24 protein-coding genes and 1 pseudogene are annotated in these 25,403 nt (G+C 69.7%); 9 read left to right on the plus strand and 16 right to left on the minus strand.

The features are described from left to right. The first annotated feature begins 33 nt into the window (after window positions 1-33). The gene (locus ACFYQ6_RS05395) at window positions 34-1,296 is read left to right on the plus strand and encodes a PTS transporter subunit EIIC (protein ID WP_361572019.1); all 1,263 of its coding nucleotides are present in this window, start codon (window positions 34-36) and stop codon (window positions 1,294-1,296) included. A 77-nt stretch (window positions 1,297-1,373) separates the two neighbouring features. Here ACFYQ6_RS05395 and ACFYQ6_RS05400 read toward each other — a convergent pair whose 3' ends face one another. Further along, entirely contained in the window at window positions 1,374-2,126 is a 753-nt protein-coding gene (locus tag ACFYQ6_RS05400; protein WP_361572418.1) for an MBL fold metallo-hydrolase, read from the minus strand. Between the two features lie 172 nt (window positions 2,127-2,298). Here ACFYQ6_RS05400 and ACFYQ6_RS05405 point away from each other — a divergent pair, with 172 nt between their 5' ends. Continuing rightward, window positions 2,299-2,769 (plus strand): type II toxin-antitoxin system PemK/MazF family toxin, encoded by a 471-nt coding sequence (locus ACFYQ6_RS05405; protein ID WP_361572022.1) that lies wholly within the window; start codon window positions 2,299-2,301, stop codon window positions 2,767-2,769. 144 nt (window positions 2,770-2,913) lie between these two features. On the opposite strand, the gene ACFYQ6_RS05410 is transcribed toward ACFYQ6_RS05405, so the two are convergent. The 7 genes from ACFYQ6_RS05410 to clpS all read right to left on the minus strand — a co-directional run bounded on the left by ACFYQ6_RS05410 (window position 2,914) and on the right by clpS (window position 7,706). Next, window positions 2,914-3,864 carry a cysteine synthase gene (locus ACFYQ6_RS05410; protein WP_361572024.1) on the minus strand — a complete coding sequence of 317 codons (951 nt, stop codon included), beginning with the start codon at window positions 3,862-3,864 and terminating at the stop codon, window positions 2,914-2,916. Then, entirely contained in the window at window positions 3,864-4,142 is a 279-nt protein-coding gene (locus ACFYQ6_RS05415) for a MoaD/ThiS family protein (protein WP_361572027.1), read from the minus strand. The genes ACFYQ6_RS05410 and ACFYQ6_RS05415 overlap by 1 nt, the downstream gene beginning before the upstream one ends. Before the next feature lie 113 nt (window positions 4,143-4,255). Then, on the minus strand, window positions 4,256-4,369 hold the full coding sequence (locus ACFYQ6_RS05420; protein WP_361572029.1) for a putative leader peptide: 114 nt from the start codon (window positions 4,367-4,369) through the stop codon (window positions 4,256-4,258). Between the two features lie 121 nt (window positions 4,370-4,490). After that, window positions 4,491-4,925 (minus strand): M67 family metallopeptidase, encoded by a 435-nt coding sequence (locus ACFYQ6_RS05425; RefSeq protein ID WP_361572031.1) that lies wholly within the window; start codon window positions 4,923-4,925, stop codon window positions 4,491-4,493. 112 nt (window positions 4,926-5,037) lie between these two features. Further along, entirely contained in the window at window positions 5,038-6,468 is a 1,431-nt protein-coding gene (locus ACFYQ6_RS05430) for an amino acid permease (protein WP_388760714.1), read from the minus strand. Between the two features lie 302 nt (window positions 6,469-6,770). Next, the gene (locus tag ACFYQ6_RS05435) at window positions 6,771-7,358 is read right to left on the minus strand and encodes a DUF2017 domain-containing protein (protein WP_361572037.1); all 588 of its coding nucleotides are present in this window, start codon (window positions 7,356-7,358) and stop codon (window positions 6,771-6,773) included. Window positions 7,359-7,397: 39 nt separating this feature from the next. Further along, window positions 7,398-7,706, minus strand: coding sequence for an ATP-dependent Clp protease adapter ClpS (clpS, locus tag ACFYQ6_RS05440; protein WP_031100168.1), 309 nt, complete (start codon window positions 7,704-7,706; stop codon window positions 7,398-7,400). 88 nt (window positions 7,707-7,794) lie between these two features. Between clpS and ACFYQ6_RS05445 the strand changes: the two genes are divergently transcribed. Both ACFYQ6_RS05445 and ACFYQ6_RS05450 read left to right on the plus strand, forming a co-directional pair. Continuing rightward, on the plus strand, window positions 7,795-9,123 hold the full coding sequence (locus tag ACFYQ6_RS05445) for a nicotinate phosphoribosyltransferase (RefSeq protein WP_361572039.1): 1,329 nt from the start codon (window positions 7,795-7,797) through the stop codon (window positions 9,121-9,123). Window positions 9,124-9,333: 210 nt separating this feature from the next. Next, window positions 9,334-9,918, plus strand: a complete 585-nt coding sequence (locus ACFYQ6_RS05450) for an isochorismatase family protein (RefSeq protein WP_361572042.1) — start codon at window positions 9,334-9,336, stop codon at window positions 9,916-9,918. A gap of 15 nt (window positions 9,919-9,933) precedes the next feature. Here the strand turns inward: ACFYQ6_RS05450 and ACFYQ6_RS05455 are convergent, their stop codons facing one another. Together ACFYQ6_RS05455 and ACFYQ6_RS05460 are read right to left on the minus strand one after the other, a co-directional pair. After that, window positions 9,934-10,278, minus strand: coding sequence for a hypothetical protein (locus ACFYQ6_RS05455; RefSeq protein WP_361572044.1), 345 nt, complete (start codon window positions 10,276-10,278; stop codon window positions 9,934-9,936). A gap of 122 nt (window positions 10,279-10,400) precedes the next feature. Then, window positions 10,401-12,800: an immune inhibitor A domain-containing protein gene (locus ACFYQ6_RS05460; RefSeq protein WP_388760719.1), complete on the minus strand. Its 2,400-nt coding sequence runs from the start codon at window positions 12,798-12,800 to the stop codon at window positions 10,401-10,403. A 380-nt stretch (window positions 12,801-13,180) separates the two neighbouring features. Here ACFYQ6_RS05460 and ACFYQ6_RS05465 point away from each other — a divergent pair, with 380 nt between their 5' ends. Next, a complete protein-coding gene (locus ACFYQ6_RS05465) occupies window positions 13,181-13,471 on the plus strand; it encodes a hypothetical protein (protein ID WP_361572049.1) in 291 nt (96 codons plus the stop codon). Window positions 13,472-13,492: 21 nt separating this feature from the next. Here ACFYQ6_RS05465 and ACFYQ6_RS05470 read toward each other — a convergent pair whose 3' ends face one another. The 3 genes from ACFYQ6_RS05470 to ACFYQ6_RS05480 all read right to left on the minus strand — a co-directional run bounded on the left by ACFYQ6_RS05470 (window position 13,493) and on the right by ACFYQ6_RS05480 (window position 16,748). Beyond that, a complete protein-coding gene (locus ACFYQ6_RS05470; protein WP_361572051.1) occupies window positions 13,493-14,161 on the minus strand; it encodes an RDD family protein in 669 nt (222 codons plus the stop codon). A gap of 162 nt (window positions 14,162-14,323) precedes the next feature. Then, window positions 14,324-15,124: a GNAT family N-acetyltransferase gene (locus ACFYQ6_RS05475; RefSeq protein ID WP_361572053.1), complete on the minus strand. Its 801-nt coding sequence runs from the start codon at window positions 15,122-15,124 to the stop codon at window positions 14,324-14,326. A gap of 61 nt (window positions 15,125-15,185) precedes the next feature. Further along, on the minus strand, window positions 15,186-16,748 hold the full coding sequence (locus tag ACFYQ6_RS05480) for an RDD family protein (protein WP_388760724.1): 1,563 nt from the start codon (window positions 16,746-16,748) through the stop codon (window positions 15,186-15,188). A 250-nt stretch (window positions 16,749-16,998) separates the two neighbouring features. Here ACFYQ6_RS05480 and ACFYQ6_RS05485 point away from each other — a divergent pair, with 250 nt between their 5' ends. Continuing rightward, a complete protein-coding gene (locus ACFYQ6_RS05485; RefSeq protein WP_388760727.1) occupies window positions 16,999-17,475 on the plus strand; it encodes an SsgA family sporulation/cell division regulator in 477 nt (158 codons plus the stop codon). Window positions 17,476-17,492: 17 nt separating this feature from the next. On the opposite strand, the gene ACFYQ6_RS05490 is transcribed toward ACFYQ6_RS05485, so the two are convergent. Continuing rightward, the gene (locus ACFYQ6_RS05490) at window positions 17,493-18,860 is read right to left on the minus strand and encodes an FAD-linked oxidase C-terminal domain-containing protein (protein WP_361572061.1); all 1,368 of its coding nucleotides are present in this window, start codon (window positions 18,858-18,860) and stop codon (window positions 17,493-17,495) included. A 97-nt stretch (window positions 18,861-18,957) separates the two neighbouring features. Between ACFYQ6_RS05490 and ACFYQ6_RS05495 the strand changes: the two genes are divergently transcribed. Beyond that, on the plus strand, window positions 18,958-20,586 hold the full coding sequence (locus ACFYQ6_RS05495; RefSeq protein ID WP_388760730.1) for a tetratricopeptide repeat protein: 1,629 nt from the start codon (window positions 18,958-18,960) through the stop codon (window positions 20,584-20,586). A 995-nt stretch (window positions 20,587-21,581) separates the two neighbouring features. Here ACFYQ6_RS05495 and ACFYQ6_RS05500 read toward each other — a convergent pair. Further along, a complete protein-coding gene (locus tag ACFYQ6_RS05500) occupies window positions 21,582-22,631 on the minus strand; it encodes a hypothetical protein (RefSeq protein ID WP_388760733.1) in 1,050 nt (349 codons plus the stop codon). Window positions 22,632-23,233: 602 nt separating this feature from the next. On the opposite strand from ACFYQ6_RS05500, the pseudogene ACFYQ6_RS05505 reads away from it, so the two are divergent. After that, window positions 23,234-23,517, plus strand: a pseudogene (locus ACFYQ6_RS05505) (IS630 family transposase); the annotation flags it as partial. A 139-nt stretch (window positions 23,518-23,656) separates the two neighbouring features. On the opposite strand, the gene hppD reads toward ACFYQ6_RS05505, so the two are convergent. Continuing rightward, entirely contained in the window at window positions 23,657-24,802 is a 1,146-nt protein-coding gene (gene hppD / locus ACFYQ6_RS05510) for a 4-hydroxyphenylpyruvate dioxygenase (protein ID WP_388760737.1), read from the minus strand. A gap of 121 nt (window positions 24,803-24,923) precedes the next feature. Between hppD and ACFYQ6_RS05515 the strand changes: the two genes are divergently transcribed. Beyond that, the gene (locus ACFYQ6_RS05515; protein WP_145801239.1) at window positions 24,924-25,397 is read left to right on the plus strand and encodes an Lrp/AsnC family transcriptional regulator; all 474 of its coding nucleotides are present in this window, start codon (window positions 24,924-24,926) and stop codon (window positions 25,395-25,397) included. The last annotated feature ends 6 nt before the right edge of the window (window positions 25,398-25,403 follow it).

Here is a 25,403-nt window from a genome sequence, read left to right on the forward strand (position 1 = left end):
CCCTGGCGGCGCCTTGCCAACTGGAGGAAGTTGATGAGTACGGACACCGCTCCGGCGGCCCCCGCGAAGAAGCGGGGCGCCGGCGTGTTCCAGGGCCTGCAGAAGGTGGGTCGCAGCCTCCAGCTGCCGATCGCCGTGCTGCCGGCAGCGGGCATTCTGCTCCGCCTCGGCCAGCCCGACGTCTTCGGGGCCGAGGGCCTCGGCTGGGGCAAGGTCGCCACGGTCTTCGCGAGCGCCGGTGACGCGGTCTTCGCCAACCTGCCGCTGCTGTTCTGCGTCGGTATCGCCATCGGCTTCGCCAAGAAGGCCGACGGCTCCACCGCGCTCGCCGCTCTGGTCGGCTTCCTGGTCTACAAGAACGTGCTGACCGCGTTCCCGACCTCCGACGCCGTCGTCAACACCACGGCCAACAAGGGTGTGGACGTCGCTGCGACGTACAACGACCCCAAGGTCTTCGGCGGCATCATCATGGGCCTCCTGGCCGCCGTCATATGGCAGCGCTACCACCGCACCAAGCTGGTGGACTGGCTCGGCTTCTTCAACGGCCGCCGTCTCGTCCCGATCATCATGGCCTTCGTCGGCACCGTCATGGGTGTTCTCTTCGGTCTGGTCTGGGAGCCGATCGGTGACCTCATCACCAACTTCGGTGAGTGGATGACGGGTCTGGGCGCTGTCGGCGCCGGCGTCTTCGGTGTCGTCAACCGTGCGCTGCTGCCGGTCGGCATGCACCAGTTCGTGAACACGGTGGCCTGGCAGGAGATCGGTTCCTTCAAGGACTCCGCGGGTGCCATGTGGCACGGCGACCTCCCGCGCTTCTTCCACGGCGACCCCACCGCCGGTCAGTTCATGTCCGGCTTCTTCCCGATCATGATGTTCGCGCTGCCCGCCGCCGCCCTGGCGATCACGCACTGTGCCCGCCCGGAGCGCCGTAAGGCCGTCGGCGGCATGATGATGTCCCTGGCCCTGACCTCGTTCGTCACCGGCATCACGGAGCCCATCGAGTTCGCGTTCATGTTCATCGCGCCGCTGCTGTACGTGATCCACGCGGTGCTGACCGCCGTGTCGATGGCCGTCACGTGGGGCCTGGGCGTGCACCACGGCTTCAGCTTCTCGGCCGGTGCGATCGACTACTTCCTGAACTGGAACCTGGCGTCCAAGCCCTGGATGATCATCCCGATCGGTCTGGTCTTCGCGGTGGTCTACTACGTGGTCTTCCGCTTCGCCATCACGAAGTTCAACCTCACCACTCCGGGCCGTGAGCCCGAGGAAGAGGTCGAGGACCTCACCAAGGCGTAAGCCTTACCGGCCCCGGCACCGCAACGGCGAAGCCCCCACCTCCCGCGAAGGGACGGTGGGGGCTTCGCCGTTGCCGGTCAGACTTCGTACACCGCGCCCGGAACGGCCAGCTCGACCGGTCCGTCGTAGACCTCGCGGGCGTCGGCGAGGTTGCGTTCGGCGTCCGTCCACGGCGGGATGTGCGTGAGGACGAGCCGTCCCGCTCCGGCGCGCGCGGCGTACTCGCCTGCTTCGCGGCCGTTGAGGTGGAGGTCCGGGATGTCCTCCTTGCCGTGGATGAACGATGCTTCACAGAGGAACAGGTCGCTGCCCTCGGCCAGTTCGGCCAGTGCTTCGCAGGTGCCCGTGTCGCCCGAGTACGTGAGCGCGCGGCCGTCGTGCTCGACGCGGATGCCGAAGGAGTCGACGGGGTGGCAGAGCTTCTCCGTACGGACCGAGAAGGGGCCGATCTCGAACGACCCCGCCTTCAGCGTGTGGAAGTCGAAGACCTCGCTCATCGCGTGGTCGGACGGGGTGTCGGCATGTGCGGTGGTCAGCCGCTGCGCGGTGCCCTCGGGTCCGTACACGGGGATCGCTGCGGGGGGCCCGCCGTCGAAGCGGTAGTAGCGCACGACGAAGTACGCGCACATGTCGATGCAGTGGTCGGCGTGCAGGTGGCTGAGGAAGATGGCGTCGAGGTCGTACAGACCGACATGGCGCTGCAGCTCGCCGAGGGCGCCGTTGCCCATGTCGAGGAGCAGCCGGAAGCCGTCGGCCTCTACGAGGTAGCTCGAGCATGCCGAACCCGCGGAGGGGAACGAGCCGGAGCAGCCGACGACGGTGAGCTTCATGGAGCGTGAACCTCCGAGGCCTGGGAACGGGGAGGGTTCGTGCGGTTCGTCGAGCGTAAGGCGCTGGACCACCGGTCGCTCCTTCAGGGCCTGCCGTTGTGGGGGAACTCACCTGTGGTGTCACCGGTTCGATGGAAGGCGGGGCGGTGTCGCTCGCCGGTACGGTCGGGACATGAACACGTGGTGGTGGGTGGCTCTGGTCGTCGTGGTCCTGCTGGCTCTGGTGGCGACGGTCTCGGACGCGCGGGGGCGGGGCGGCCGTGGGCCGCGGCGTCCGGGCGGGCGGGTTCGTCCGCCGGGGCGTGCTCCGGAGCGGAAGGGTGCGCGTCCGCGCGGTGGTCCGCGGCCGGGGGAGATCTGGTGGGCGCAGGTGCCGTACGAGGACGGGCCGGGGTCCAAGGACAGGCCGTGTCTGGTGCTGTCGGTGCGGGGCGGCACGGCGGTGGTCGCCAAGATCACGAGCAGGCGTCACGAGGGGCGGCCGGGGGTGATCGCGTTGCCTGCGGGGTCGGTGGGTGACGCGCGGGGGCGGCAGAGTTTTCTGGAGACGGACGAGCTGCGGGATGTGGCGGTGTCGGGTTTCCGGCGGAAGGCGGGCGATCTGGACCCGGAGGTGTGGGGGCAGGTCCGCGGCCGGGGGTGACCGTGGCGGGTCCGGCCGCGCGCGGCCGGAGACCGCAGTCCGGTCGGCTGTGGGGAGACCACAGACGGGCCGAATGTCCGGGAGTCATGCGGAAGGCGCGGGGCGGGTTGTCCGCGCCGCGCCTTCCGGTGGTGCTGTGCCGGGTCAGGCCCAGAGCTGGCCTTGCAGGGTCTCGATGGCTGCTTCGGTCGTGGGGGCGGTGTAGACGCCCGTCGACAGGTACTTCCATCCGCCGTCCGCGACGACGAAGACGATGTCGGCGGCCTCCCCGGCCTTGACGGCCTTGCGGCCGACGCCGATGGCGGCGTGGAGTGCGGCGCCGGTGGAGACGCCCGCGAAGATGCCCTCCTGCTGGAGGAGCTCGCGGGTGCGGGTGACGGCGTCGGCGGAGCCGACGGAGAAGCGGGTGGTGAGCACGGACGCGTCGTACAGCTCGGGGACGAAGCCCTCGTCGAGGTTGCGCAGGCCGTAGACGAGGTCGTCGTAGCGGGGCTCGGCGGCGACGATGCTGACGTCCGGCTTGTGCTCCCGGAGGTAGCGGCCGACGCCCATGAGGGTGCCGGTGGTGCCGAGGCCGGCGACGAAGTGTGTGATGGACGGGAGGTCGGTGAGGATCTCGGGTCCGGTGGTGGCGTAGTGGGCGCCGGCGTTGTCCGCGTTGCCGTACTGGTAGAGCATGACCCAGTCGGGGTGTTCGGCGGAGAGTTCCTTGGCCACGCGTACGGCTGTGTTGGAGCCGCCCGCCGCGGGGGACGAGATGATCTCGGCGCCCCACATGGTGAGCAGGTCACGCCGTTCCTGCGAGGTGTTCTCGGGCATGACGCAGACGATGCGGTAGCCCTTGAGCCTGGCGGCCATGGCGAGCGAGATGCCGGTGTTGCCGCTGGTGGGTTCGAGGATGGTGCAGCCGGGGGTCAGGCGGCCGTCCTTCTCCGCCTGTTCGACCATGTGGAGCGCGGGGCGGTCCTTGATCGAGCCGGTGGGGTTGCGGTCCTCGAGCTTGGCCCAGATGCGGACGTCCTCGGACGGGGACAGCCGCGGGAGGCGGACCAGCGGCGTGTTGCCGACGGCCGCGAGCGGGGAGTCGTACCGCATCAGCGCATGCCGCCTGCGACGGCGGGGAGGATCGTGATGCTGTCGCCGTCGGTGAGCTTGGTGGAGATGCCGTCGAGGAAGCGGACGTCCTCGTCGTTGAGGTAGACGTTGACGAAGCGGCGGAGCTGGTCGCCGTCGACGATGCGCTCACGGATGCCGGTGTGGCGGCTGTCGAGGTCGGTGAGGAGGTCGGCGAGGGTGTCACCGCTGCCTTCGACCGCCTTGGCGCCGTCGGTGTAGGTGCGGAGGATGGTCGGGATGCGGACCTCGATGGCCATGGCGTGGGCTCCTGTCGAATGCGGGGAGGTGGCGTGGGGCGCGCGTTTGGGTGCCCCCGCGCAGGGGTGGTGCGTACGTGGTCGCGCTCGGACCGCGGCTCAGGCCGGGCGGTTCACGGGCAGGCGTAAGCCGGACACATCGCGCTGGAAAGCCTGCACAGGTCGACGTGCAGCCGCGCGACGAGCATCGCGCCCGGCGTCTTTTCGCTCACGTCATGGAGAACCATGGGCTCATCGTATCGATTCCCCACCCCTGAATCGGAGGGCTGTCCCACATGGTGGATGGTGAGTGTTCGCCAGTTGGACAGGCGGCGCCGGAGGCGGAGCTTCCGGCGCCGTCGGCGCGGGTCAGGCGGCGGGGGGATAGGCCTCGACGATCTCGACGTCCTCCTCGGTGATCTCGCCGTCCACGATGCGGTACGAGCGGAACTGGAAGGGGCCGGCGCCGTCGGTGTCCGCCGTGGAGACCAGGACGTAGTGGGCGCCGGGCTCGTTGGCGTAGGTCAGGTCGGTGCGGGAGGGGTAGGCCTCGGTCGCGGTGTGGGAGTGGTAGATGATCACCGGCTCCTCGTCGCGGTCGTCCATCTCGCGGTAGAGCTTCAGCAGGTCCGTCGAGTCGAACTCGTAGAACGTGGGTGAGCGCGCGGCGTTGAGCATGGGGACGAAGCGCTCGGGGCGGCCCGTTCCGGCCGGGCCCGCGACCACTCCGCACGCCTCGTCGGGGTGGTCCGCGCGGGAGTGCGCGACGATCTGGTCGTAGAGCGCCTGGGTAAGGGTCAGCATGGCGCCCAGGATAAGCAGACGGGCCCTCGCGTACCGGGGAGTGGTACGGAAGGGCCCGTATGCCGGACAGGGCCGTTGGGGCGGCCGGTGTCCCGGGTGGCCGTCGCGCGGTTCAGCGCTTGGCGAAGGCGGTGTTCTCGGGGTTGCGCGCCTTGAGCACCAGGTAGGAAACGCCGAGGATCAGGCCCCACACCGGTGCGCAGTAGAGGGAGATCCTGGCGTCCTTGTCGACGGCCATCATGACGATGACGAGGCCGATGAACGCGAGGGCGAACCAGCTGGTGAAGGGTGCGCCGGGTGCCTTGAAGGAGGACTGCGGCAGTTCACCTCGGTCGGCCTTGGCGCGGTAGCGGATCTGGCAGACCAGGATCATGATCCAGGCCCACATGCCGGAGATGGTCGCGAAGGAGACGACGTAGTTGAACGCCTCTCCGGGCCACTGGTAGTTGATCCAGACGCCGACGAGCATCAGTGCGGCGGAGAAGGTGGTGCCGACGAGCGGGAGGCCGTTCCTGGTCAGCTTGGTGAAGGCCTTGGGGCCCTGTCCGTTGAGCGCCAGGTCCCGCAGCATGCGTCCGGTGGAGTACATGCCGGAGTTGCACGAGGAGAGCGCGGCGGTGAGCACGACGAAGTTGACGATCGCGGCGCCGATGCCGAGGCCCATCTCCTCGAACGCGGCGACGAACGGTGAGACGCCGGGCTTGAAGGTGCTCCACGGGACGACGGACAGGATCATGATGAGCGCGCCGACGTAGAAGACGGCGATGCGCCACGGCACGGTGTTGATGGCCTTGGGCAGGACGGTCTTGGGGTCCTTGGACTCGCCTGCGGTGACGCCGACGAGTTCGACGGCGAGGAAGGCGAACATCACGATCTGGAGGGTCATCAGCGTGCCGCCGATGCCTTCGGGGAAGAACCCGCCGTCGTTCCAGAGGTTGGCGACGGTGGCGGTGTCTCCGGCGTCGGAGAAGCCGAGGGTGAGGACTCCGGCGCAGATGAGGATCATGCCGAGGATCGCGGTGACCTTGACCATCGAGAACCAGAACTCGAGCTCACCGAAGAGCTTCACCGAGATGAGGTTGGCGCCGTACAGGATGACGGTGAACACGAGGGCGGAGAGCCATTGCGGGATGTTCCACCAGTACGTCATATAGGTGGCTGCCGCGGTGACTTCGGTGATTCCGGTGACGACCCAGAAGAGCCAGTACGTCCATCCGGTCACGAAGCCGAAGAACGGTCCGAGGAATTCGCGTGCGTACTCCGAGAAGGAGCCGGAGACCGGGCGGTACATGAGGAGTTCGCCGAGGGCGCGCATGATGAAGAAGATGACCAGGCCCGCGATGGCGTACGCCAGGATGAGGCTCGGGCCCGCTCTGTCGATGGCTTTGCCGGCGCCGAGGAAAAGCCCCGTGCCGATGGCTCCGCCGATGGCGATCATCTGGATCTGGCGGGCTCCCAGGCCACGCTGGTAGCCCTCGCCTGCCGGGGCGTCGACGGCCTTCGGGCCGCCCGCCTCTCCGTTGTCGACCTGCGCCGATGTCATGGTGGTGCGCCTTTCTCCACGCCGATCCGCGCCGCCTTCGGCGTCGGATCAGGTCCTGATCCCCCCGGATATGGATGGAGTGCCGCCGGCGTTCGGCCGGCTCGTAGCGCCCCGGGGACAGGGGTGGCGTCCCCGGGCGGTCGTGAAGATTTATCACGACCGGCAAGGGACGCCGTCGGACATTATGTGGCGCACACCACAGGAAAAAGCGGACAAGCGTTTCCAGGCGCTGCAAAGAACGCCGTTCAGGTGACGGGATCGTTATTCGGATTTGAGCGTCCGTTGAGCGAACCCGGGCGGCCTCAGTCGGGCATCAGCGTTTCGACGAGTGTTTCCTGGAGGGCGCCGAGCCAGAGGTAGGCCATGACCATCGGCTTGCGCGGATCGCTGTCGGGCAGGCGGTAGAGGGATCCGTCCTGGCCCTCGTCCTCGTCGGAGACCTCGAGGCGGGTGCCGATGGTGAGCCGGAGGTCGTTCAGGGCGCCGAGCCAGTGGTGGCATTCCGCGGTGGTCAGGGAGAGCACCGCTCCGTCGTCGGCGACGGGGGCGAGCGCGTCGAGCGTCCGTACGACGGCGAGCGCGTCGTCGCGCTTGCGGGTGCGCAGGTCGTTCTCCGTGAAGCGGCGGAACTCGGAGGAGGCCTCGCGCAGCTCCTTGTCCTCGTCGCCGTACGCCTCGGGGAAGAGCCGGGCCAGGGCGGGGTCGGTGGGCGGCTCGCTGGGGCCCTCGGCGAACAGGGCGGCGAGCGGGTCCTCGCCGTCGGCGGGTTCGTCGCCCGGTCCGATCAGTTCGAGCAGCTGGACGGCGAGGGAGCGCAGGATGGCGATCTCGACCTCGTCGAGCGCGACGGACGCACCGCCGCCGGGGGTGGCCTCGAAGTGGCCGGCCATGAATTCTCCGATGATGGGTCGGACGGAGGGCAGCGAAGGTCAGTTGCGGTCCTGGGTCAGGGTGGCCCAGAGCCCGTAGCCGTGCATGGCCTGGACGTCGCGTTCCATCTCCTCGCGGCTGCCGCTGGAGACGACCGCTCGGCCCTTCTGATGGACGTCGAGCATCAGTTTGTGCGCCTTGTCCTTCGAGTAGCCGAAGTAGGCCTGGAAGACATACGTCACGTAGCTCATGAGGTTGACCGGGTCGTTGTGCACCAGCGTCACCCAGGGGACGTCGGGCTCGGGGACGGCGAAGGTCTCCTCGGCCGATTCGGGACGTTCGATCTCTACGGGGGCAGCAACGCTCACCTACCCCATGCTGCCACCAGGGAGGGGTGCGCGCACAAACGGAGCCCCCATCTCGTCACTTTGACGAATAGGGAGTAGCATCCCCGACATGAACTCAGCGGACCTTGGGCGACGGGTCGGTGTGCCGTCGACCGCACTCTTCACCGACCAGTACGAGCTCACGATGGTGCAGGCCGCTCTGCGGGCGGGCACCGCGGACCGGCACTCCGTCTTCGAGGCGTTCACCCGGCGGCTGCCCGAGGGGCGGCGCTACGGCGTCGTCGCGGGTACCGGGCGGGTGCTGGACGCGGTGGAGAACTTCCACTTCGACGACGAGATGCTCGGCTTCCTGCGCGACCAGCGCATCGTGGACGGACCCACCGTCGACTGGCTGGCCGACTACCGCTTCAGCGGTGACATCTGGGGCTACCCGGAGGGCGAGGTGTACTTCCCGGGCTCGCCACTCCTGCGGGTCGAGGGCTCCTTCGCCGAGTGCGTGCTGCTGGAGACCGTGATCCTGTCGATCCTGAACCACGACTCGGCGATCGCCGCCGCCGCTTCCCGGATGTCGGCCGCGGCGGGTGGCCGGCGGCTGATCGAGATGGGCGCCCGGCGCACGCACGAGCTGTCGGCGGTGGCCTCCGCCCGTGCCGCGTACGTCGGCGGCTTCCACACCACCTCGGACCTGGCGGCGGGGTTCCGGTACAACATCCCGACCGTCGGGACGAGCGCGCACGCCTTCACGCTGCTGCACGACAGCGAGCGGGACGCCTTCCAGGCGCAGGTGGACTCGCTGGGCCGGGGGACCTCGCTGCTGGTCGACACCTACGACGTGACCGAGGCCGTCCGTACGGCTGTGGAAGTCGCGGGTCCCGAGCTCGGTGCCGTACGCATCGACTCGGGTGACCTGCTGCTGGTCGCGCACCGGGTGCGGCAGCAGCTGGACGAGCTGGGCGCCACGGAGACGAAGATCGTGGTGACGTCCGACCTGGACGAGTACGCCATCGCCTCGCTGGCCGCGGCGCCCGTCGACGCGTACGGGGTCGGCACGCAGCTGGTCACCGGCAGCGGGCACCCCACGTGCTCCATGGTCTACAAGCTGGTGGCACGGGCGCGGTCCGCCGATCCGGCCGATCCGCTGCTCCCGGTGGTGAAGAAGTCGCTGGGCGCCAAGTCCTCGCGGGGCGGCCGCAAGTGGGCGGCGCGCCGGCTCGACGGGGCCGGGGTGGCCGAGGCCGAGGTGATCGGCACCGGAGACGTCCCGGCGGAGCTCGCGGACCGGCAGGTGCAGGTGCAGCTGGTCAAGGGCGGTGAGGTGATCGTGCGGGAGCCGCTGGAGGCGGCGCGTGAGCGGCACCTCGCGGCGCGCGCGCAACTGCCGATGTCGGCGATGCAGCTGTCCCGGGGCGAGCCGGTGCTGCCCACGGAGTACGTGTGAGACCGTCCGGCGCCCGCCGGGCCCTCCCGTGCGCCGGAGGGCGCGCCCGCCCGTCCGGTCCGGCCCGCCCGTCCGGTTTCGGCCGGGCCCCACGGGAGAGCCGATGTGTGTGCCCCCTCCCGCCCGGTGCGCCGATTCTCTAGGCTCGGTGACATCCCCACCGTGCATGCCCCGCACGACCCGCCGGCCCCCCATCGAAGGACAACCGTCATGCATCGCGCCTTGATCGTCGTCGACGTTCAGAACGACTTCTGCGAGGGCGGCAGCCTCGCGGTGGCGGGCGGCGCCGATGTCGCCGCCGCCATCACCGACCTGATCGGTGCGGCACAGCCCGGATACCGCCATGTGGTGGCCACCCGGGACCATCACGTCGACCCGGGTGACCACTTCTCCTCGGCGCCGGACTTCGAGCACTCCTGGCCGCCGCACTGCGTCGCCGGCACGGAGGGGGTGGGCTTCCACCCGAACTTCGCTCCCGCGGTCGCCTCCGGCGCGATCGACACCGTCTTCGACAAGGGGGCGTACGCCGCGGCGTACAGCGGCTTCGAGGGGGTCGACGAGAACGGCACCGGGCTCGCCCAGTGGCTGCGCGACCGCTCCGTCACCGCTGTGGACGTCGTCGGTATCGCCACCGACCACTGCGTACGGGCCACCGCCCTGGACGCCGCCCGCGAGGGCTTCGTCACGCAGGTCCTGCTGGACCTGACCGCCGGTGTCGCCGAGGGGACCACGGCGCGGGCCCTGGAGGAGTTGCGGACCGCAGGCGTGGAGCTGTCCGGGAAGCCGGTCGTCTGAGCCCCGCAGATCCGCTCAGGCCGCCGGGCGGGCGGGTCCCGCGTATCCGGAGGTTCCCAGCAGGGCCCGTATGGGGTGCCAGAGCTCCTGGGCGGCCTGGGGCGCCGTGCGCCACAGCAGGCCGTCCGGGTGGTGCAGGACCGCCGTGACCTCGTCCGGGGTGGGCGGCTGGGCGTTCCCCCTGAGGTAGACCGCGCGCAGTCCGAGGTTGCGCAGCCTGGTCAGGGCGCGCGCCCGGTTCGCCGCGTGCACCAGCACCCGTACCGGTGCTCCGGGGCCGGAGCCGCCGGACGGGCTGTTCAGGGTCAGTGCCACCACCACCGTGCCGTTGGGCAACCTGCAGAAACCGCCGCCTGCCATGCTTCGCGCTCCCCCGTGAGACTTCGTGTCAATAAGGATCCGGTAGGACGCACCTAAACACGATCGGCCGCCGCCCGCTAGAGGGCGACGGCCGATCATGCTTTGACCTGCGGGTTTACCGACTACTTGGTCGAGGGGCCGACCTTCACCGTGATCGTCGAGCCGTCGAGCGGCTCGTCCACGATGGAGATCCGGGTGTTGGTGTCAGAAACCTTGACACTTCCCGTCGGGTTCTCCTCGTACCAGTAGGTGCCCTTGCGGTCGTCGAAGACGGGGACGCCGAGCGACGGCTTGATCTTGAGCGCCACGTCCGCGTTGTGCAGCGTGAAGCCCTTGTTCGGGTACCAGCTGAACGGTGCGTCGAAGGGCTGGATCTTGTTGCGCAGGAGCGAGCCGTTCGTCCACTTCAGCGGCTTGGCGTGCGAGTCCACCGGCAGGATCAGACCCTGGCCCGGGTGGGCCGAGGTGTTGTTGTCCTTCTGCGAGGTGTCCCAGAGCCAGACCATCAGGCCGTTCTGGTACGCGTAGTGCTCGACCCAGTCGGGACGGGTGGTGGAGAAGCCGAAGTTGTACGGGCCGACCTCGAGGGTCTTGTCGTACGAGACGTACTGGCGGTTCTCGGCGATGTAGTACTGCGGGTAGTCGTTGGTGAACGACTCACCGATCCGCGAGAAACCCTTGGCGGTCCAGCCGTTGTCGTCGCCCTCGGCGTTGTCCGTGAAGAGCGCGGAGCCGTCGGCGGTGACCGTGATGGCGTCGGCCGCGAAGCCCTTGCCGCCCGCGCCGCCGTCCGTCTGGTAGCGGAAGCGCAGGTCGATCTTCTTGCCCGCGTAGGCGTCCAGCGGGAAGACGAGCTTCTTGTACGCGCCGGAGACGTCGGTCAGAGCCGGCTTGTCGCTGGCGTCACGCGGGATGGCCTGGCCGTCGGCCGTGCCGTCGAGCGCGGTCCAGCTGCTGCCGCCGTTCTCGGACACCTCGGTGTAGAGGTAGTCGTAGTCGGCCTCGATGTCGTACCAGCCGGACAGGTCCAGCGAGGCGGACGTCTTCCCGGTGAGGTCGAGCGAGCGGGTCAGGGTGTTCGACAGGTCGTCACCCATGTCGCTCCACCACTGCTTCGAGCCCTCCGCGGGCTTCGTGACCGTGGTGGTGACGGCCTTATCGGGCAGCTCGACGACCAGCGCCTGCTTGTTCTTGGTGTTGTACTCCGCGACGCCCAGCTTGTGCGTGGAGGCCGTGGCCGCCTTCGCCGAGGCGTAGTCGAGCCAGCCGAGCTGGAGCTTGTCCCAGGCGGTCATGTCGCCCGGGAGGTTGCCTATCTGGCCGTCGCCGGTGCCGAGCCAGGAGCCCGCCGACATCAGGGACCAGAAGCCGACGGAGTTCTCGCCGCCGCCGGAGGTGTCGTACAGGTCCGGGAGGCCGAGGTCGTGACCGTACTCGTGGGCGAAGACGCCCAGGCCGCCGTTCTCGGGCTGCGCGGTGTAGTCGCCGACCCAGATGCCCGTGTCACCGATCTGGGCGCCACCGGCCTTGTTGCCCTCGGGGCCCGTCGCACCGGCGTCGGTCTTGTACGCGTACCAGCGGTGCGCCCAGATGGCGTCGGTGCCCTGGACGCCGCCGCCCGCGGACTCGTCCTCGCCGGCGTGGACCAGCTGGAAGTGGTCGATGTAGCCGTCGGACTCGTTGAACTCGCCGTCACCGTCGAAGTCGTAGCGGTCCCACTGGTCGTACTGCGCCAGGTCGGCCTTGATCTGGTCCAGGGTGCGGCCCTGGGCCTTCTGGTCGGCGACCCATGCGTTGACGCCGTCGCGGACGGTGTCCCAGACGTTGGCGCAGTTGGTCGAGCCGCAGTAGTTGGAGCCGTAACGCGCCTCGTTGTACGGGACCTTGACCCAGTCGGAGACCTCGCCGTCGACCGAGTAGCGCCCGGAGGACGTCTTCTCGTAGTACGTCTTCAGCGAGTCCTTGCCCTTGCCCTCGCCGAAGTAGAGGTCCTGGAAGTGGGCCTGGTTGTAGTCGGCCTGCCAGGCGGTGCTGTTGTCCTTCGCCGGGTCCGGCTCGGCTATCTCGTTGTGCAGCGGGCCGGGCGTGCCGCCGAACTTCTTGACCGGGGGCTTCGGGCCGTCGCCGTCCGGGTCGAACATCGTCGTGTCGTCGACCTGGTCGCCGAACTCCACGAGGATGGTGAAGATCTTGTCGGTCGTCTCGCGGCCCAGCTCGACGTACTTGCTCTTGCCGAGCTTGACGACCTTGGAACCGCCCTTGGTCGTCACCTTCTTGTCGCCGGACAGGACCTGCTCCAGCGCCGCCTGGCGCTGGGCGTCCTGCTCCTTGCTGAAGGGGCCTTCGAGGTCGTGCTCGTGCGCCTTGACCGGCGCGGGGTCGCGCCGGTCCACGACGGGGGCGTTCGATCCTGACGTCCTGTCATCGGCCTGCGCGGTGGCGAAGGCCGATGCCGTCGCCGCGGTGGCGGCCAGGCACACGGCTACGGCAGCCGCCCGTATCGCCCGTCTCTGAGTGGTCACTTGATGCAGTCCTCCCCGGCGTTCGCGTCCGCGGCCAGGGGGTGAAGAAGGGCCGCGCGCGGATTAACGCGTCACAAGTGACGACATTGGATCGGAGTTATGAGAGAAAAGACAGATCTTGACTTGAACAGGCCAAGTGCACTATGCGGGAGTCCACTTCCGCTATCCGGACGGAACCCGAGCGGGGCCGGCCGCCGACCGGCGCGCCCACGGCTCACTCCGGCATCCGCGTGACTCAGTGCGCCCCCTGTGCACCGGTACCGTGGGTTAGGTCACGCTTACTGGCCGTTCCTCAGGGGCATCCACCGTCGTAGAGTCGATTGACAGTGCGAACGAGTCGAGAGACTCCCCCATCCGACGCCCCGAGGACGGATACCGCCATGCCGCGTCCGACTGCCGCACAGATCTCCTTCGGTTCGGCCACCGTCGTCTTCTCGGCCCTCGCCATGCTGCTGCTGTTCCGCGCGGAATCGGGTGTCGCCGTCGCCGCTGTGTGCACCGCGGCGCTGGTGCTCGGGCTGCTGGTCGCCATGAGCGTGCCCGCGCGCACGAGGACGGCCCGGAGGGTGGCACCCGTACCCTCGTCGGTCCGGGCGCACCGCACGATCGAGGACATCGAGATCGCCGCCGCCCAGCGGCGCCGCATGAGCGAGCACTCGCTGCACCGCTGACCGGCCCGGCCGCCCGCCGGCTCAGGGGACGCTGACGACCACGGTCTTCCCGGCCTTGTCCTGGAGCCCCTGCCGGTAGGGCTTGTCGGTGAACATCAGCACGATGTTGATCAGCCACCACAGGCACGGGCAGCACAGCAGGGCCGGGAGCCAGAGCACCACGGCCCGCATCAGCGAGGAGCTCGTGTCGGGGACCGAGCCGTCGTTGAGCATCGCGACGCGCATCTTCAGCAGCCGCTTGCCGGGGGTCCTGCCGTCCTTGTGCGTGAAGTACGTGTCGTAGGCGACGTACACCACCAGGCCGATCAGCGACCAGACCAGCTGATGCCCGCTGTAGGTGTTGCCGACCGCCGTGCCGAAGTCGTCGTTGCCGTCGTCCGAGGTGACGTCGACCGCCCCGCCGAAGGGCAGCGAGATCAGATACAGCGGGATCGAGATGATGAGGAAGTCGATCAGCCGCGCCAGGATCCGCCTGCCCGGCTCCGCGAGCGGCGGCATGCCCGCCAGCGGGTCGGCACCGCCGTACGGGCCGCCGCCGTACGGGCCCTGACCGGGTGGCGGGGGCGGAGGCGGAGGCGTCCCACCGCCGTAGGGCGAGCCACCCGGCCCAGGCCCCTGCGGCGGCCTCTTGGAGAAGGGGTCGTCCTCGGGCGGCTGACCGGGCGGCGGGGGCGGTGGTTCGTTGCTCATGGGGGCAGTGCACCCCGCCCCGCAAACACCCGCAACGGCTGAGGTCCCTTCGGGGGACGGGGCGTCAGCACACGGGCGTACGGGCCGCTTCCGGGCCGCCGGCGACGAGGGGCCGCCACCCCCGCCGACATCCAGTGGGAATGCCCCGGGGAGGCGGCGGTCCTAGTCCTTCAGCGCGTAGAAGGCCATCGGGGAGTTCGGTTCGAACCCGATGCGCGGGTACACGGGCGCGCCGGCGGCGGTCGCGTGCAGGGTCGCACGGGTCAGCCCGGTGGCCCGGCCGCCCTCGTACAGGGCCTTGCGGGTCACCGCCTCGCCGTAGCCCCTGCGCTCCCACCCGGGGGCCGTGGCGACGAGCACGACGAACAGACGGCCGGCCGCCTCCACCGTCGCCGCGCACGTCACCGGCACGCCGTCCCGCAGGCCCAGGTAGGCGTGCACCCCGTCCTTCCACAGCGCGGAGCCGACGAGGCCGTCGCGGCCGTCCTCCAGCGGGAATCCGTACGCCTGGGAGTTGAGGTCGGCGTACGCCCGCAGGTGTTCGTCGGTGCTCACTCGGACGAACGTCAGGTCGGGGTGGGCCGGTGCCGGGAGCGGCAGCAGGTCCCCGGCCATGCCGGTGCCGGGAAAGGCGTGCACGAGGCCCGCCTGCCCGGCCGCCTCGCCGAGTGCCGCGCGCGCCTCGGCGGTCAGGAGGTCCTCGAAGACCCACAGGAACCCCGGCCGCTCCTTGGCGCGCATGATCTCCGCGACGTGCCCCAGGCGCTGCCGTACGAGTGCCGGGTCCGCGCCGACGTCGGTCAGGGTGACGCAGTTCCAGAAGGCGAAGCGCGAGTCGGCCCACCGTACGGCGATGCCCGGCAGGTCGCGCACGTCCGCCGCCGCGTCCCGGTCGAGCACCATCGCCCGCCAGCCCACGACCAGTTGCTCCATCGACTCGATCGCATCCGCGAGATTCTGCACCAGGGCTCCTGGAGGGAGGTGGGACGGAGGGGGTGTGTGCCGGCAGGGACGCGGGGCTCGCTCAGCCCGCGACGAAGGTACGGGCCGCCTTGTCGTGCCAGCACTGGCGCCAGGGACGGTCGATCAGGCACCAGAGCACGTTGACCACGCCGATCACGAGGAGACCGAGGACCCCGTACACGAGCCAGCGGCGCAGCGCCGCGCCCAGGGCCGGGGAGTCGTGGGACTCGATGTCGCGCACCTCCAGGCCGCACAGCTTCTTGCCCAGCGTGCGGCCCCACTTGGCGGTGGGCAGGGCCTCCAGGACGAAGCCGAGCACCAGGAACGCGGCGATCGCCCCGCCGAGGAGTCCGGCGGTGGTGGCGTCCAGGAGCCAGACGGTGACCGTCTCGCCGGACTGCTTCGCCGCGTCGATCTTCTGGTCGATGTGGTCCGTGGCCCGGGTGGCCAGCGGGAAGCCGATCGCCCCGACGAGCGCGCCGAGCACGACCGTGTCGACGATCCGGGCGGCCAGTCGTCTCCCGAGGCCCGCGGGCCTGGCGGAGGCCTGGGCCCGGGCCAGTTGCTGGAACGGGTCGTCGACGGGCGGCTTCCACGGCACCACCGGCTGCTCCGCGCGGGCGCCCTGCTGCGGGGCGGGTACGGGGCTTGGCTGCCGGGGCTGCTGCGGCCGGGCGGCCTGCTCGGGCTGGGCGAGCTGGTGGACCTGCTGCGCCCAGGAGGCGGAGCCGCCGCCGGGGCCCGGGGTGAGGGGGGTGGGCAGCGCCGGCGGCTGCGCCTGGCGCGGGGCCGGAGCCGGTGCCGGGGCGGGGGCCGGAGAAGGCGCGGAGGGCCGTCGGGCGGCGGCGGGCGGCGTCGCGCGGATCGACATCGTGCCGTCGGCGGGGGCGGTTCCTTCGTCGCGCGGGCGCGGGGGCCGGGAGGTGCCGGCGGGGCCCACGGCCCGGATCGTGACCGTGCCGTCGGTCGGCGGGCGGCCCGCGTCGCCGGCGCCCGGCCGGTCCAGGCGGATGGCGACGGTGCCGTCGGACACGTCGCCGTTGCCGTTGCCGTTGCCGTCCCGCATGCCGGGCAGGGCGCCGCGGGTCGGGTCCGGGACCTCGGTGCCGCGGGGGTCGGCCGGGGCGCTGTCCGCCGGTGCGGCCGGGGCCGGAACCGCCGGAACCGCCGGTGCCGGTGCGGCCGGTGCGGCCGGTGCGGGTGCGGCCGGTGCGGGATCCTGCGTACGGGGATCCTGGCCGCCCCAGGAGACGCGGCGGTCGCGTTCGCCGCCGAAGCCGGTCTGCCGGGAGGTGTCGGCCTGCCACGCGGTTGCGGGCCGGGGGCGGCTGGGGGCCACCTCCGGCTCGGCGCCGGCGCCCGGGGCGTTCGCCTCGGCGCCGTCGACCTCGTCGAGGTACATGGGGCCGGTCTCCTCCACCGGAGCGGGCCGCCGCGGGGCCGCGTCCGCGGCCTGGGCGGGCTGCGCGGCCGGAGTCGTCTCGCCCTGCTGGGGCGCGGGCCGGCTGGTGCCGGGGACCCACGAAGCTCCGTTCCAGTACCGGACGTATCCGGGAATGGACGGGTCGGGGTAGTACCCCTCGCGGGGGCTTTCGTCACCGGGTGCCGGGGTTGGGGCGCTCATCACCGTGGTCCCGTATCTCTTCGAGGCCTCAGGCCGGCCGGCCGTCGGGGGGTGGCCGACCTCAATACAAGGGTCCACATCTATCAGACAGCCGGCTGCCGCCGGGCCTGTCCTGGTGTTTGGACCACTTTCCGGGCCGCCGGAAGTTTTTCTTGGAAGTCGCGTCATAGACGTCCGGGAGGGCGCTCTCTCCTTGTGCGGACCGGTCATGGGACCGGCCCCTACGAGCATCGGAAGGTCGTGCACCCTCATGCAGAACGCCGTGGAACGCGAGCTGGAAGTGAAACTGGTCCTGTCGCCGGAGCGGTCCATCCCCGTGCCCGCCCGGCTCTCGTACTTCACCGACGACCCGTTCGCCGTGCACATCACCTTCCACATCGGCTCCGATGCGCCCGTCCACTGGACGTTCGCGCGTGAGCTGCTCGTGGAGGGGGTGTTCCGGCCGTGCGGGCACGGGGACGTGCGGATCTGGCCGACCAGGGTCGGTGACCAGGGGGTCATCTGCGTCGCGCTGACCTCGCCCGACGGCAACGCTCTGCTGGAGCTGCCGTCGGCGGTCGTGGCCTCCTGGGTGGAACGCACCCTGCGGGTGGTGCCGCCAGGTACGGAGAGTGAGCTGCTCGGGCTGGACGGGGCGCTCGCCGAGCTGCTCACCCCGATGCCGGCCGACGACCTGTGGCTGAGCGACCCCTGGTCGCAGGACGAACCGCAGGACGGCGAGGCCTGAGCCGTGGGGCGCGGCCGTCAGAACAGTTTGCCGGGGTTGAGCAGGCCGAGCGGGTCGAAGGCGGCCTTGATGCCGCGCTGCAACTCAAGTCCCACCTCGCCCAGTTCGCGGGCGAGCCACTCCTTCTTCAGTACGCCGACGCCGTGCTCGCCGGTGATGGTGCCGCCCAGTGCGAGGCCCAGCGCCATGATCTCGTCGAAGGATTCGCGGGCCCTGCGCGACTCGTCGGGGTCCGTGTGGTCGAAGCAGACGACGGGGTGGGTGTTGCCGTCGCCCGCGTGGGCGCAGACGCCGATGGTGAGCCCGAACTTCTCGGCGACGGCGGCGGTCCCTTCGAGCATGGCGCCCAGCCGGGACCGTGGCACGCAGACGTCGTCGATCATGGTGGCGGACTTGACGGCCTCCAGCGCGGGGAGGGACATCCGGCGGGCCTGCAGCAGGAGTTCCGACTCGGCGGCGTCCTCGGCCGGTACCACCTCGGTGGCGCCCGCCGCCGCGCACAGCTCGCCGACGGCCGCGAGGTCGGCGCCGGGGTCGGGTGTGTCGAAGGCGCAGAGCAGGAGCGCCTCGGTGGTCTCGGGGAGTCCCATGGAGGCCATCGCGTTGACGGCACGCACCGTCGTACGGTCCATCAGTTCGAGGAGTGACGGAGTGTGTCCCCGCTCCATGATCCGGCACACGGCGTCACAGGCGGCGGCCGCGGAGGGGAACTCGGCGGCGAGCACGAGCTGCTGCGGCGGCCGGGGCCGCAGGGCGAGGACGGCCTTGACGACGATGCCGAGACTGCCTTCCGAACCGACGAAGAGACGGGTGAGGTCGTATCCCGCGACGCCCTTGGCGGTGCGGCGCCCGGTCTTCAGCAGCCGGCCGTCGGCGAGGACGGCCTCCAGGCCCAGGACGTACTCGGCGGTGACGCCGTACTTCACGCAGCACAGTCCGCCGGACGCGGTGCCGATGTTGCCGCCGATGGTGCACATCTCCCAGCTCGACGGGTCCGGGGGGTAGTACAGCCCGTGCTCGTCGACGGCGCGGGACAGCGTGGCGTTGACGACGCCGGGCTCGACGACCGCGATCCGGTCGACCGGGCTGATCTCCAGGATGCGGTCCATCTTCACCAGGGAGAGCACGATGCAGCCGTCGGAGGCGTTGGCCGCACCCGACAGTCCGGTCCTGGCGCCCTGGGGCACGACGGGCACCCGGAGCTCGGTGGCGGTCCGCATGACGTGCTGGACCTCCTCGACCGTGCGCGGCAGCACCACGACGGCGGGGGCGCCCGCCTCGCAGAAGCTGGCCATGTCGTGGGCGTACGAGGCGGTGACGGCCGGGTCCGTGATCAGTGCCTCGGCGGGAAGACCTGTGCGCAGTCGTTCGAGGAGTGCGTCCATGATCCAAGCGTGACACCCGGGGCCAATGGTGTGAACCCGTCTGCGTCAGCCTTCGCGCAGCGCGATGCGATCTTCGTACTGACGCAGAGTGATGGCCATGGATGCCAAGCCGCAGCAGAACCCGGAGCCCTCCCCCTCCACCCTGCCGCCCCAGGGTGCGACGTCCGTCCCGCCACCTCCCGCGCCGATGCGCACCACGCTGCGCAGGGCGGCGTTGGGAGCGGTGGCCGGTGCCGTGCTCGTGGCGGGCGCGGTGATCGCCGTACCCGGTGACGAGGAGGCGTCCGCACCGCCCACGCCGGGGCCCGTGGCGCGGGCCGAGGCCGCCGCGGCGGCGGGCTCCCCGGCGTCCCTGTCCGACCTGACGGCGCTGATCGGGGACCGGCAGAAGTGGGTCGAGACGCACCCGGCGGACGCGCCGTCCTGGGCGGTGCTGGGCACGGCGTACGTCGAATGGGGGCGCCGGTCCGCTGACGCCGCCTACTACACCCGGGCGGAGCAGGCACTCCAGCGGTCGCTGGCGGCCCAGCCCGGTGAGCGGGGCAACACCCCGGCCTGGGTGGGCCTGGGAGCGCTCGCCAACGCGCGGAACGACTTCCTCGCCGCGAAGAAGTGGGGCGAGACGGTCCGCACCCGGCAGCCGAAGGACTGGACGGCGTACCCCGTCCTGATCGAGGCGTACAGGGGCCTCGGGGACTACGCGGCGGCCGCGAAGTCCGTGGAGAAGTTCGGGACGCTGCGCAAGGGCTTCCCCGCCCTCGCCGGAACCTCGCAGATGTACCGCGACCAGGGCTGGCGCGAGGATGCCCTGGCCACCGCCCAGGAGGCGGCGGACCGGGCGGCCACACCCGCCGAGAGGACGGCGGCGCTGCACCGTCTCGGGGAACTCGCCGCGGAGCGCGGGGAGCCCGCGGAAGCCCTCGCGCAGTACGACGCGGCCCTGCGCACCGATCCGGGGAACCTCGCCTCCCGCGCGGGCCGGGCGCGTGCCATGGTGGCGCTGGACCGCACGGACGAGGCGCTGGCGGACTACCGCACGGTGACGGCGAAGCTCCCCCGCCCGGAGTACGTGCTCGAACTGGGTGAGCTGTACGAGTCACTGGGCCTGGACGGCGACGCCCGCACCCAGTACGCCGAGCTCCGTGAGCTCCTCGCCGAGGCGCGGACGGCCGGCGTCGACGAGTCGCTCACCGAGGCCCGTTTCGAAGCCGACCACGGCGACCCGGAGGCAGCGGTGGAGCTCATGCTCGCGGAGTGGGCCGCGCAGCGCCGCAGCTCGGCGGTGGCGGACACGCTGGCCTGGTCCCTGCACCGGGCCGGGCGGACGGAGGAGGCGCTCCAGTACGCGGAGAAGGCGGTGGAGACGGGGGTGCGGGACGCCTCGTACGCCTATCACCTGGGGGTCATCGAGAGTGCCCTGGGCCAGGACGGTCCGGCCCGCGGGCATCTGGAGGAGTCGGTCCGGACGAACCCGGACTTCTCCCCGCTGGCCGCTCCGCTGGCGCGGGAGGCCCTGGACGCCCTGGGCGAGCCCGCGGCCGGCGGCCCGGCGGACATGGGGCCCGCCCCGGAGCCCTCCGCGGAGCCCTCCGCGGAGCCCTCCGCGGAGCCGCAGCCGGAGCCGGGGTCCGGGCCGAAGGCGGAGGAGGAACCGAAGGCGCAACCCACCCGGTCGGCGGCCTCCTCGCCGCCCGCCACGAAGTCCGGGGCCACGGCGTCTCCGTAGGAACACGCGCAGGGAAGGGGCCCGCACGCCCGGCGGGAGTGGGCCCCTTCTGTCTGCCCCGGAGGGTTGGCGCGCCTGAGCCGCGCCCGGCGAAGGCCGGCCCCTGGCCCACGGGGCGCAAGTCCGAGGACGTCACTGCCGGAATCTTCCGGAGGATCCGGCGGCGAAACAGGCTCGGACGGCTCGAAGCATGATTCGGATCCGTAGCTGACCGCCGGCATCACTGGTGTTTGCTGTGCTTCCTGAACGACCGGGGGTGCACCACGCCGGTGCGGGACGAGCACGATGTCGGCGGCCGGACCGTGGACCGCCCACGCACGTCGCCCCCGAGCACCGGTAGGCCTGCTCAGCACCGCGTGTGAGGGGCCCGGACGCCGCGTCCGGGCCCCTCACACGCGCGATCGAATGACAGGGTCCGGGAGCCTGCGCGTGCGGGATCCCGGGAGCTCAGCCGCACGCGGGCTTTGCGGGCCGGGAATTTTCCTCACCGAACGGGGACGGAGAAAACCCCATACCGGTCCAATAGACCGCAACGGCTGATTTCACAGTGGAGCCGTCGAAGGCGAAGAACATTTCCGTCCGGTAGTCAGCGTTTCCCTTTGGACCGCCCTCAAGGACCAGCAGCCTTCCCCCCTGCCGACCCTTAGCGCCTGGAACTTCAGTGGAACTAATCACACGAGGTTCGGGGTCTGCGCCCAAGCAGCTCGCCCTCGAAATCTTCAGTTCGTCGCGACAGGCCCCCTTGTTGAGCGAATGTTCATCGCACAACTTTCTTGGACTTTCCTGAGCGACCTGCACGATCTCGCTAAGCCCCTGCCGAGCCTGCGCATCACTAACCATTTCGCTAGGGCCATTTTTCGAGCAGGAAGAGAGCGCGAGGACAGAAAGCGCAGCGAGGACACCCCAACGATTCATTTTCAAGTCCTTCAGAATTGCGAAAATGCGCCCAGAAGAGAAGCCATCACCCTGGGCGCATTTCCGGGTCCTTGTGGGGCCTACAGGCCGTAGCCGTTCGTCTTGCTCCAATAGGTCCAGTTGGGACGGGAGCACGTCTGACAGACACTTACGGTGACCTTGTGCTGTGTGTCGCGCGCGTATCCCGTGTTGCCGTAGAAGTAGCTGCTGAACTTTCCAGCCTGGGAGTACTTGTTGATACGCTTTTCGTCGCAGTGCGTGTACGAGCCGCCAGCACCCACAGTGGCGAAGCTGATGGACAAGTCGATCGTCCGGCAGTCACCGTCGGAATCCCTTGTGGGCGCCCAGTCAACCCACTTCAGAGCTGAGCCGTCCTCGCGCCGCTGTCCGATACCGCATTCGGTGAGCCTTGACAACGCGCTGGAGTCGCAGGTGGCCCTCATTCTTATGCCGTAGTAGTTGTACGACTTGTTGCCGTCGTTGCGCTCCACGTACTTGTCGGCACAGCCATCGTTCCAGGTGTCGTCGTAGTGGACTCGGGCAAAGCAGACGACGTTGTACCGTTCGATCTTCGCATCCGCCGCAGCGGCCATGGGAGCGGCGGCGCTTCGCGGTCCGGGTTCGGTCTCAGCGCCGTCATTATCCGTCTCAGCAGCATCCGTCACCTCCAGGGCGACGGGGCAGGGCTGCTCCTCGGTCAGCTCCACCATGGCTGGGTCAGCGCCTCCGTCCTCCTCGGGCAGGCTGACGTATGCGACACTCCGCACCTGCGACGCGACGACGACGAACTCGTCCTGCCAGTGACAGCCGTCGTCCATCGCCAGCCTGGATGCGACCTGGTTCGACAGGTCCAGCACCTTGTAGTTGCTGCGCAGTTCCGCATCCGAGTAACCCGCCAGCGGCGAGGTCGGGTCGGCCGCGACAGCTCGGTCCCGGAACTCATCCAACAGGGCATCGCCCTCGGATGCGAGGGAGACGTCAGTGGAGTTCGTTGCGCTCAGTTTTACAACTGCAGGCAATACGGCGTTGTCCGCGGCCGAACCTTCCTGCGGTTCGAGAGCAGAAGCAGAGGAACTGAGCGCCGTAAAGCACAGGGCTACTGCAGCGGCCCTGAAGAAGTTTTTGGGCAAGGGTTTTCCGATCCTGAGCCGAAAGCGAGTCCACTTACACGCGACGTACGGACGGTGAACGATCATGTTCGAAGAGAAAGGTATAGGCCAGTACGCCGGGGCGTCTAGAGGCGTAAACCGGCCACAACAGCCAGTACCTGTGGCGCGCGCCATGCATGAAACGGCAGTTGCATATTATTGGGACATCGGGGCCCGACTGAGGAGAAAATTTCCACTCGCCCCCTTGCCCCCTTGCCCCCTTGCCCCCTTACCCCCGAAGGGAAACGGAAGCAGCAATTCCGTGGAATTGGACATTCCGATTAGGGGCCCGTGTGACGTTGTGATCAGTTGGCGATCTCGTGACCTGAGTCGCAGGTTCGTCGTTGGTTGCTCATGAGCCGGTCAGGTCCGAATTCCGCCGTTTTTGTCGGTGCCCGATGCGCAGCGGGCTGTGCCGGACTGTCGGGTGCGTCGTCGCACGACGGCGCCAGGCTCTGGATCAGCGCTCGAGGCCGTGCTGGAGTACGCCGAGGGACACTCTCGAGCCTGGAGGTGTCCCGTCGGCTGAATAGTGCTGCCGACACGGTCCGCACCTGGCGGCGGCGTTTCATCGAACGGGGTCCGAGACGTTCAAGCTGTCCACGGACCCGTTCTTCATCGACAAGGTCCGCGATGTCGTGGCCTCTACCTGGGTCCGCCGGCGCGGGCGCTGGTTCTCTGCGTGGACGAGCAGTCGCAGATCCAGGCCCTGGACCAGTCCCAGCCCGCGCTGCCGATGCTGCCGGGCGTACCGGAACGACGAAGCCACGACTGCATCCGTGCCGGCACCACAACCCTGTTCGCGGAGCTGAAAGTGGCAACCTGCAAGGTGATCGGCTCACTGCACCGGCACCATCGGGCTACTGAGTCCAAGCACTCGAACGCGACGTCCGGGCCTGGGTCGCCGACCGGAACGACCACCCACGGCCCTTCATCTGGACCAAGACCGCCGACGAGATCCTCGACAAAGCAGCCGCCTACTGCCGGCGTATCTCGGACTCAGGTCACTACAGGTTTCCGCGCTTCTCCTGCTCGCGCTCGATCGCTTCGAACAGGGCCTTGAAGTTGCCCTTGCCGAACCCCATCGAGCCGTGCCGCTCGATCATCTCGAAGAAGACGGTCGGACGGTCCTGGACCGGCTTGGTGAAGATCTGCAGCAGGTAGCCGTCCTCGTCGCGGTCGACGAGGATCTTCAGCTCGCGCAGCGTCTCCACGGGCACCCGGGTCTCGCCCGCCCACTCCCCCAGGGTGTCGTAGTACGAGTCCGGGGTGTCCAGGAACTGCACCCCCGCCGCCCGCATGGCGCGTACGGACGCGACGATGTCGTTCGTCGCGAGCGCGATGTGCTGGACGCCGGCGCCGCCGTAGAACTCCAGGTACTCGTCGATCTGCGACTTCTTCTTGGCGATCGCCGGCTCGTTGATGGGGAACTTCACCTTGAGCGTGCCGTCGGCGACGACCTTCGACATCAGGGCGGAGTACTCGGTGGCGATGTCGTCGCCCACGAACTCCTTCATGTTCGTGAAGCCCATGACCTTGTTGTAGAAGGACACCCACTCGTTCATCCGGCCGAGCTCGACGTTGCCGACGCAGTGGTCGATGGCCTGGAAGGTCCTCTTGGCGGCGGGCTCGACGATCGGGTCGGCGGCCGTGTATCCGGGGAGGTACGGGCCGTCGTACCCGCCGCGCTCGACCAGCGTGTGGCGGGTCCTGCCGTACGTGGCGATGGCGGCCAGGACGACCGTGCCGTGCTCGTCCTTGACCTCGTACGGCTCGGTGATGCCCCGCGCACCGTGCTCGACGGCGTACGCGTAGGCCGCGCGGGCGTCGGGGACCTCGATGGCGAGGTCGACCACGCCGTCGCCGTGGGCGTGCACGTGGTCGGCGAGGAAGGTGCCCCACTCGGTGGACGCCTTGATGACGGAGGTGAGGACGAAGCGGGCGGATCCGTTGGTCAGGACGTAACTCGCGGTCTCGCGACTGCCGTTCTCCGGTCCGGAGTAGGCGACGAGCTTCATGCCGAAGGCGGTCGAGTAGTAGTGCGCCGCCTGCTTGGCGTTGCCCACGGCGAAGACCACCGCGTCCATTCCCTTGACCGGGAAGGGATCGGCCTGCCGGGCGGTGTCGGGGGTGGTGTGCAGAGTCTCAGTCATGACCGCAGGTTCCCGCCGCTCCGCAAGGTGCGCAACAGTTCGCCGCCTCACTGGTCAATGTGTCCACCCTCCGGCGAGGATGGGCGGGCTATCTGTACAGGCTGACCATCGGAGACGGATCATGGCGATCGATCATCTGGACGGCCGGCTCATCGTGCTGCTGGCCCGCGAGCCCCGTATCGGTGTACTGGAGGCGTCGCGCCGGCTGGGTGTGGCGCGCGGGACCGTCCAGGCGCGGCTGGACCGTCTTCAGTCGAATGGCGTCATCCGGGGGTTCGGCCCGGACGTCGACCCGGCGGCGCTCGGCTACCCGGTGACCGCCTTCGCCACGCTGGAGATCAAGCAGGGCCAAGGCGCCGATGTACGTGCCCATTTGAGTGGCGTGCCCGAGGTGCTGGAACTGCACACGACCACCGGGCACGGTGACATGTTCTGCCGGCTCGTGGCCCGCTCCAACGCCGATCTCCAGCGGGTGATCGACCGGGTCGTGGGCTTTGATGGCATCGTCCGGGCCTCCACGGCGATCGTCATGGAAAACCCGGTACCCCTGCGTATTATCCCGCTGGTTGAGCAGGCTGCAGAGGACACCGACTGAGCCTAC

Source organism: Streptomyces sp. NPDC005494, assembly GCF_042872025.1.
Classification (GTDB): domain Bacteria; phylum Actinomycetota; class Actinomycetes; order Streptomycetales; family Streptomycetaceae; genus Streptomyces.

Coding starts and splice junctions, on each gene's coding strand:
- ACFYQ6_RS05415 (WP_361572027.1), bottom strand. CDS start 4,142: ATGGCCATCGAGGTCCGCATCCCGACCATCCTCCGCACCTACACCGAC.
- ACFYQ6_RS05435 (WP_361572037.1), bottom strand. CDS start 7,358: ATGGCCGGCCACTTCGAGGCCACCCCCGGCGGCGGTGCGTCCGTCGCG.
- ACFYQ6_RS05410 (WP_361572024.1), bottom strand. CDS start 3,864: ATGCGGTACGACTCCCCGCTCGCGGCCGTCGGCAACACGCCGCTGGTC.
- ACFYQ6_RS05485 (WP_388760727.1), top strand. CDS start 16,999: ATGCAGAACGCCGTGGAACGCGAGCTGGAAGTGAAACTGGTCCTGTCG.
- ACFYQ6_RS05450 (WP_361572042.1), top strand. CDS start 9,334: ATGCATCGCGCCTTGATCGTCGTCGACGTTCAGAACGACTTCTGCGAG.
- hppD (WP_388760737.1), bottom strand. CDS start 24,802: ATGACTGAGACTCTGCACACCACCCCCGACACCGCCCGGCAGGCCGAT.
- ACFYQ6_RS05455 (WP_361572044.1), bottom strand. CDS start 10,278: ATGGCAGGCGGCGGTTTCTGCAGGTTGCCCAACGGCACGGTGGTGGTG.
- ACFYQ6_RS05430 (WP_388760714.1), bottom strand. CDS start 6,468: ATGACATCGGCGCAGGTCGACAACGGAGAGGCGGGCGGCCCGAAGGCC.
- ACFYQ6_RS05480 (WP_388760724.1), bottom strand. CDS start 16,748: ATGAGCGCCCCAACCCCGGCACCCGGTGACGAAAGCCCCCGCGAGGGG.
- ACFYQ6_RS05515 (WP_145801239.1), top strand. CDS start 24,924: ATGGCGATCGATCATCTGGACGGCCGGCTCATCGTGCTGCTGGCCCGC.
- ACFYQ6_RS05420 (WP_361572029.1), bottom strand. CDS start 4,369: ATGGTTCTCCATGACGTGAGCGAAAAGACGCCGGGCGCGATGCTCGTC.
- ACFYQ6_RS05405 (WP_361572022.1), top strand. CDS start 2,299: ATGAACACGTGGTGGTGGGTGGCTCTGGTCGTCGTGGTCCTGCTGGCT.
- ACFYQ6_RS05395 (WP_361572019.1), top strand. CDS start 34: ATGAGTACGGACACCGCTCCGGCGGCCCCCGCGAAGAAGCGGGGCGCC.
- ACFYQ6_RS05470 (WP_361572051.1), bottom strand. CDS start 14,161: ATGAGCAACGAACCACCGCCCCCGCCGCCCGGTCAGCCGCCCGAGGAC.
- ACFYQ6_RS05445 (WP_361572039.1), top strand. CDS start 7,795: ATGAACTCAGCGGACCTTGGGCGACGGGTCGGTGTGCCGTCGACCGCA.
- ACFYQ6_RS05495 (WP_388760730.1), top strand. CDS start 18,958: ATGGATGCCAAGCCGCAGCAGAACCCGGAGCCCTCCCCCTCCACCCTG.
- ACFYQ6_RS05425 (WP_361572031.1), bottom strand. CDS start 4,925: ATGCTGACCCTTACCCAGGCGCTCTACGACCAGATCGTCGCGCACTCC.
- ACFYQ6_RS05490 (WP_361572061.1), bottom strand. CDS start 18,860: ATGGACGCACTCCTCGAACGACTGCGCACAGGTCTTCCCGCCGAGGCA.
- ACFYQ6_RS05465 (WP_361572049.1), top strand. CDS start 13,181: ATGCCGCGTCCGACTGCCGCACAGATCTCCTTCGGTTCGGCCACCGTC.
- ACFYQ6_RS05400 (WP_361572418.1), bottom strand. CDS start 2,126: ATGAAGCTCACCGTCGTCGGCTGCTCCGGCTCGTTCCCCTCCGCGGGT.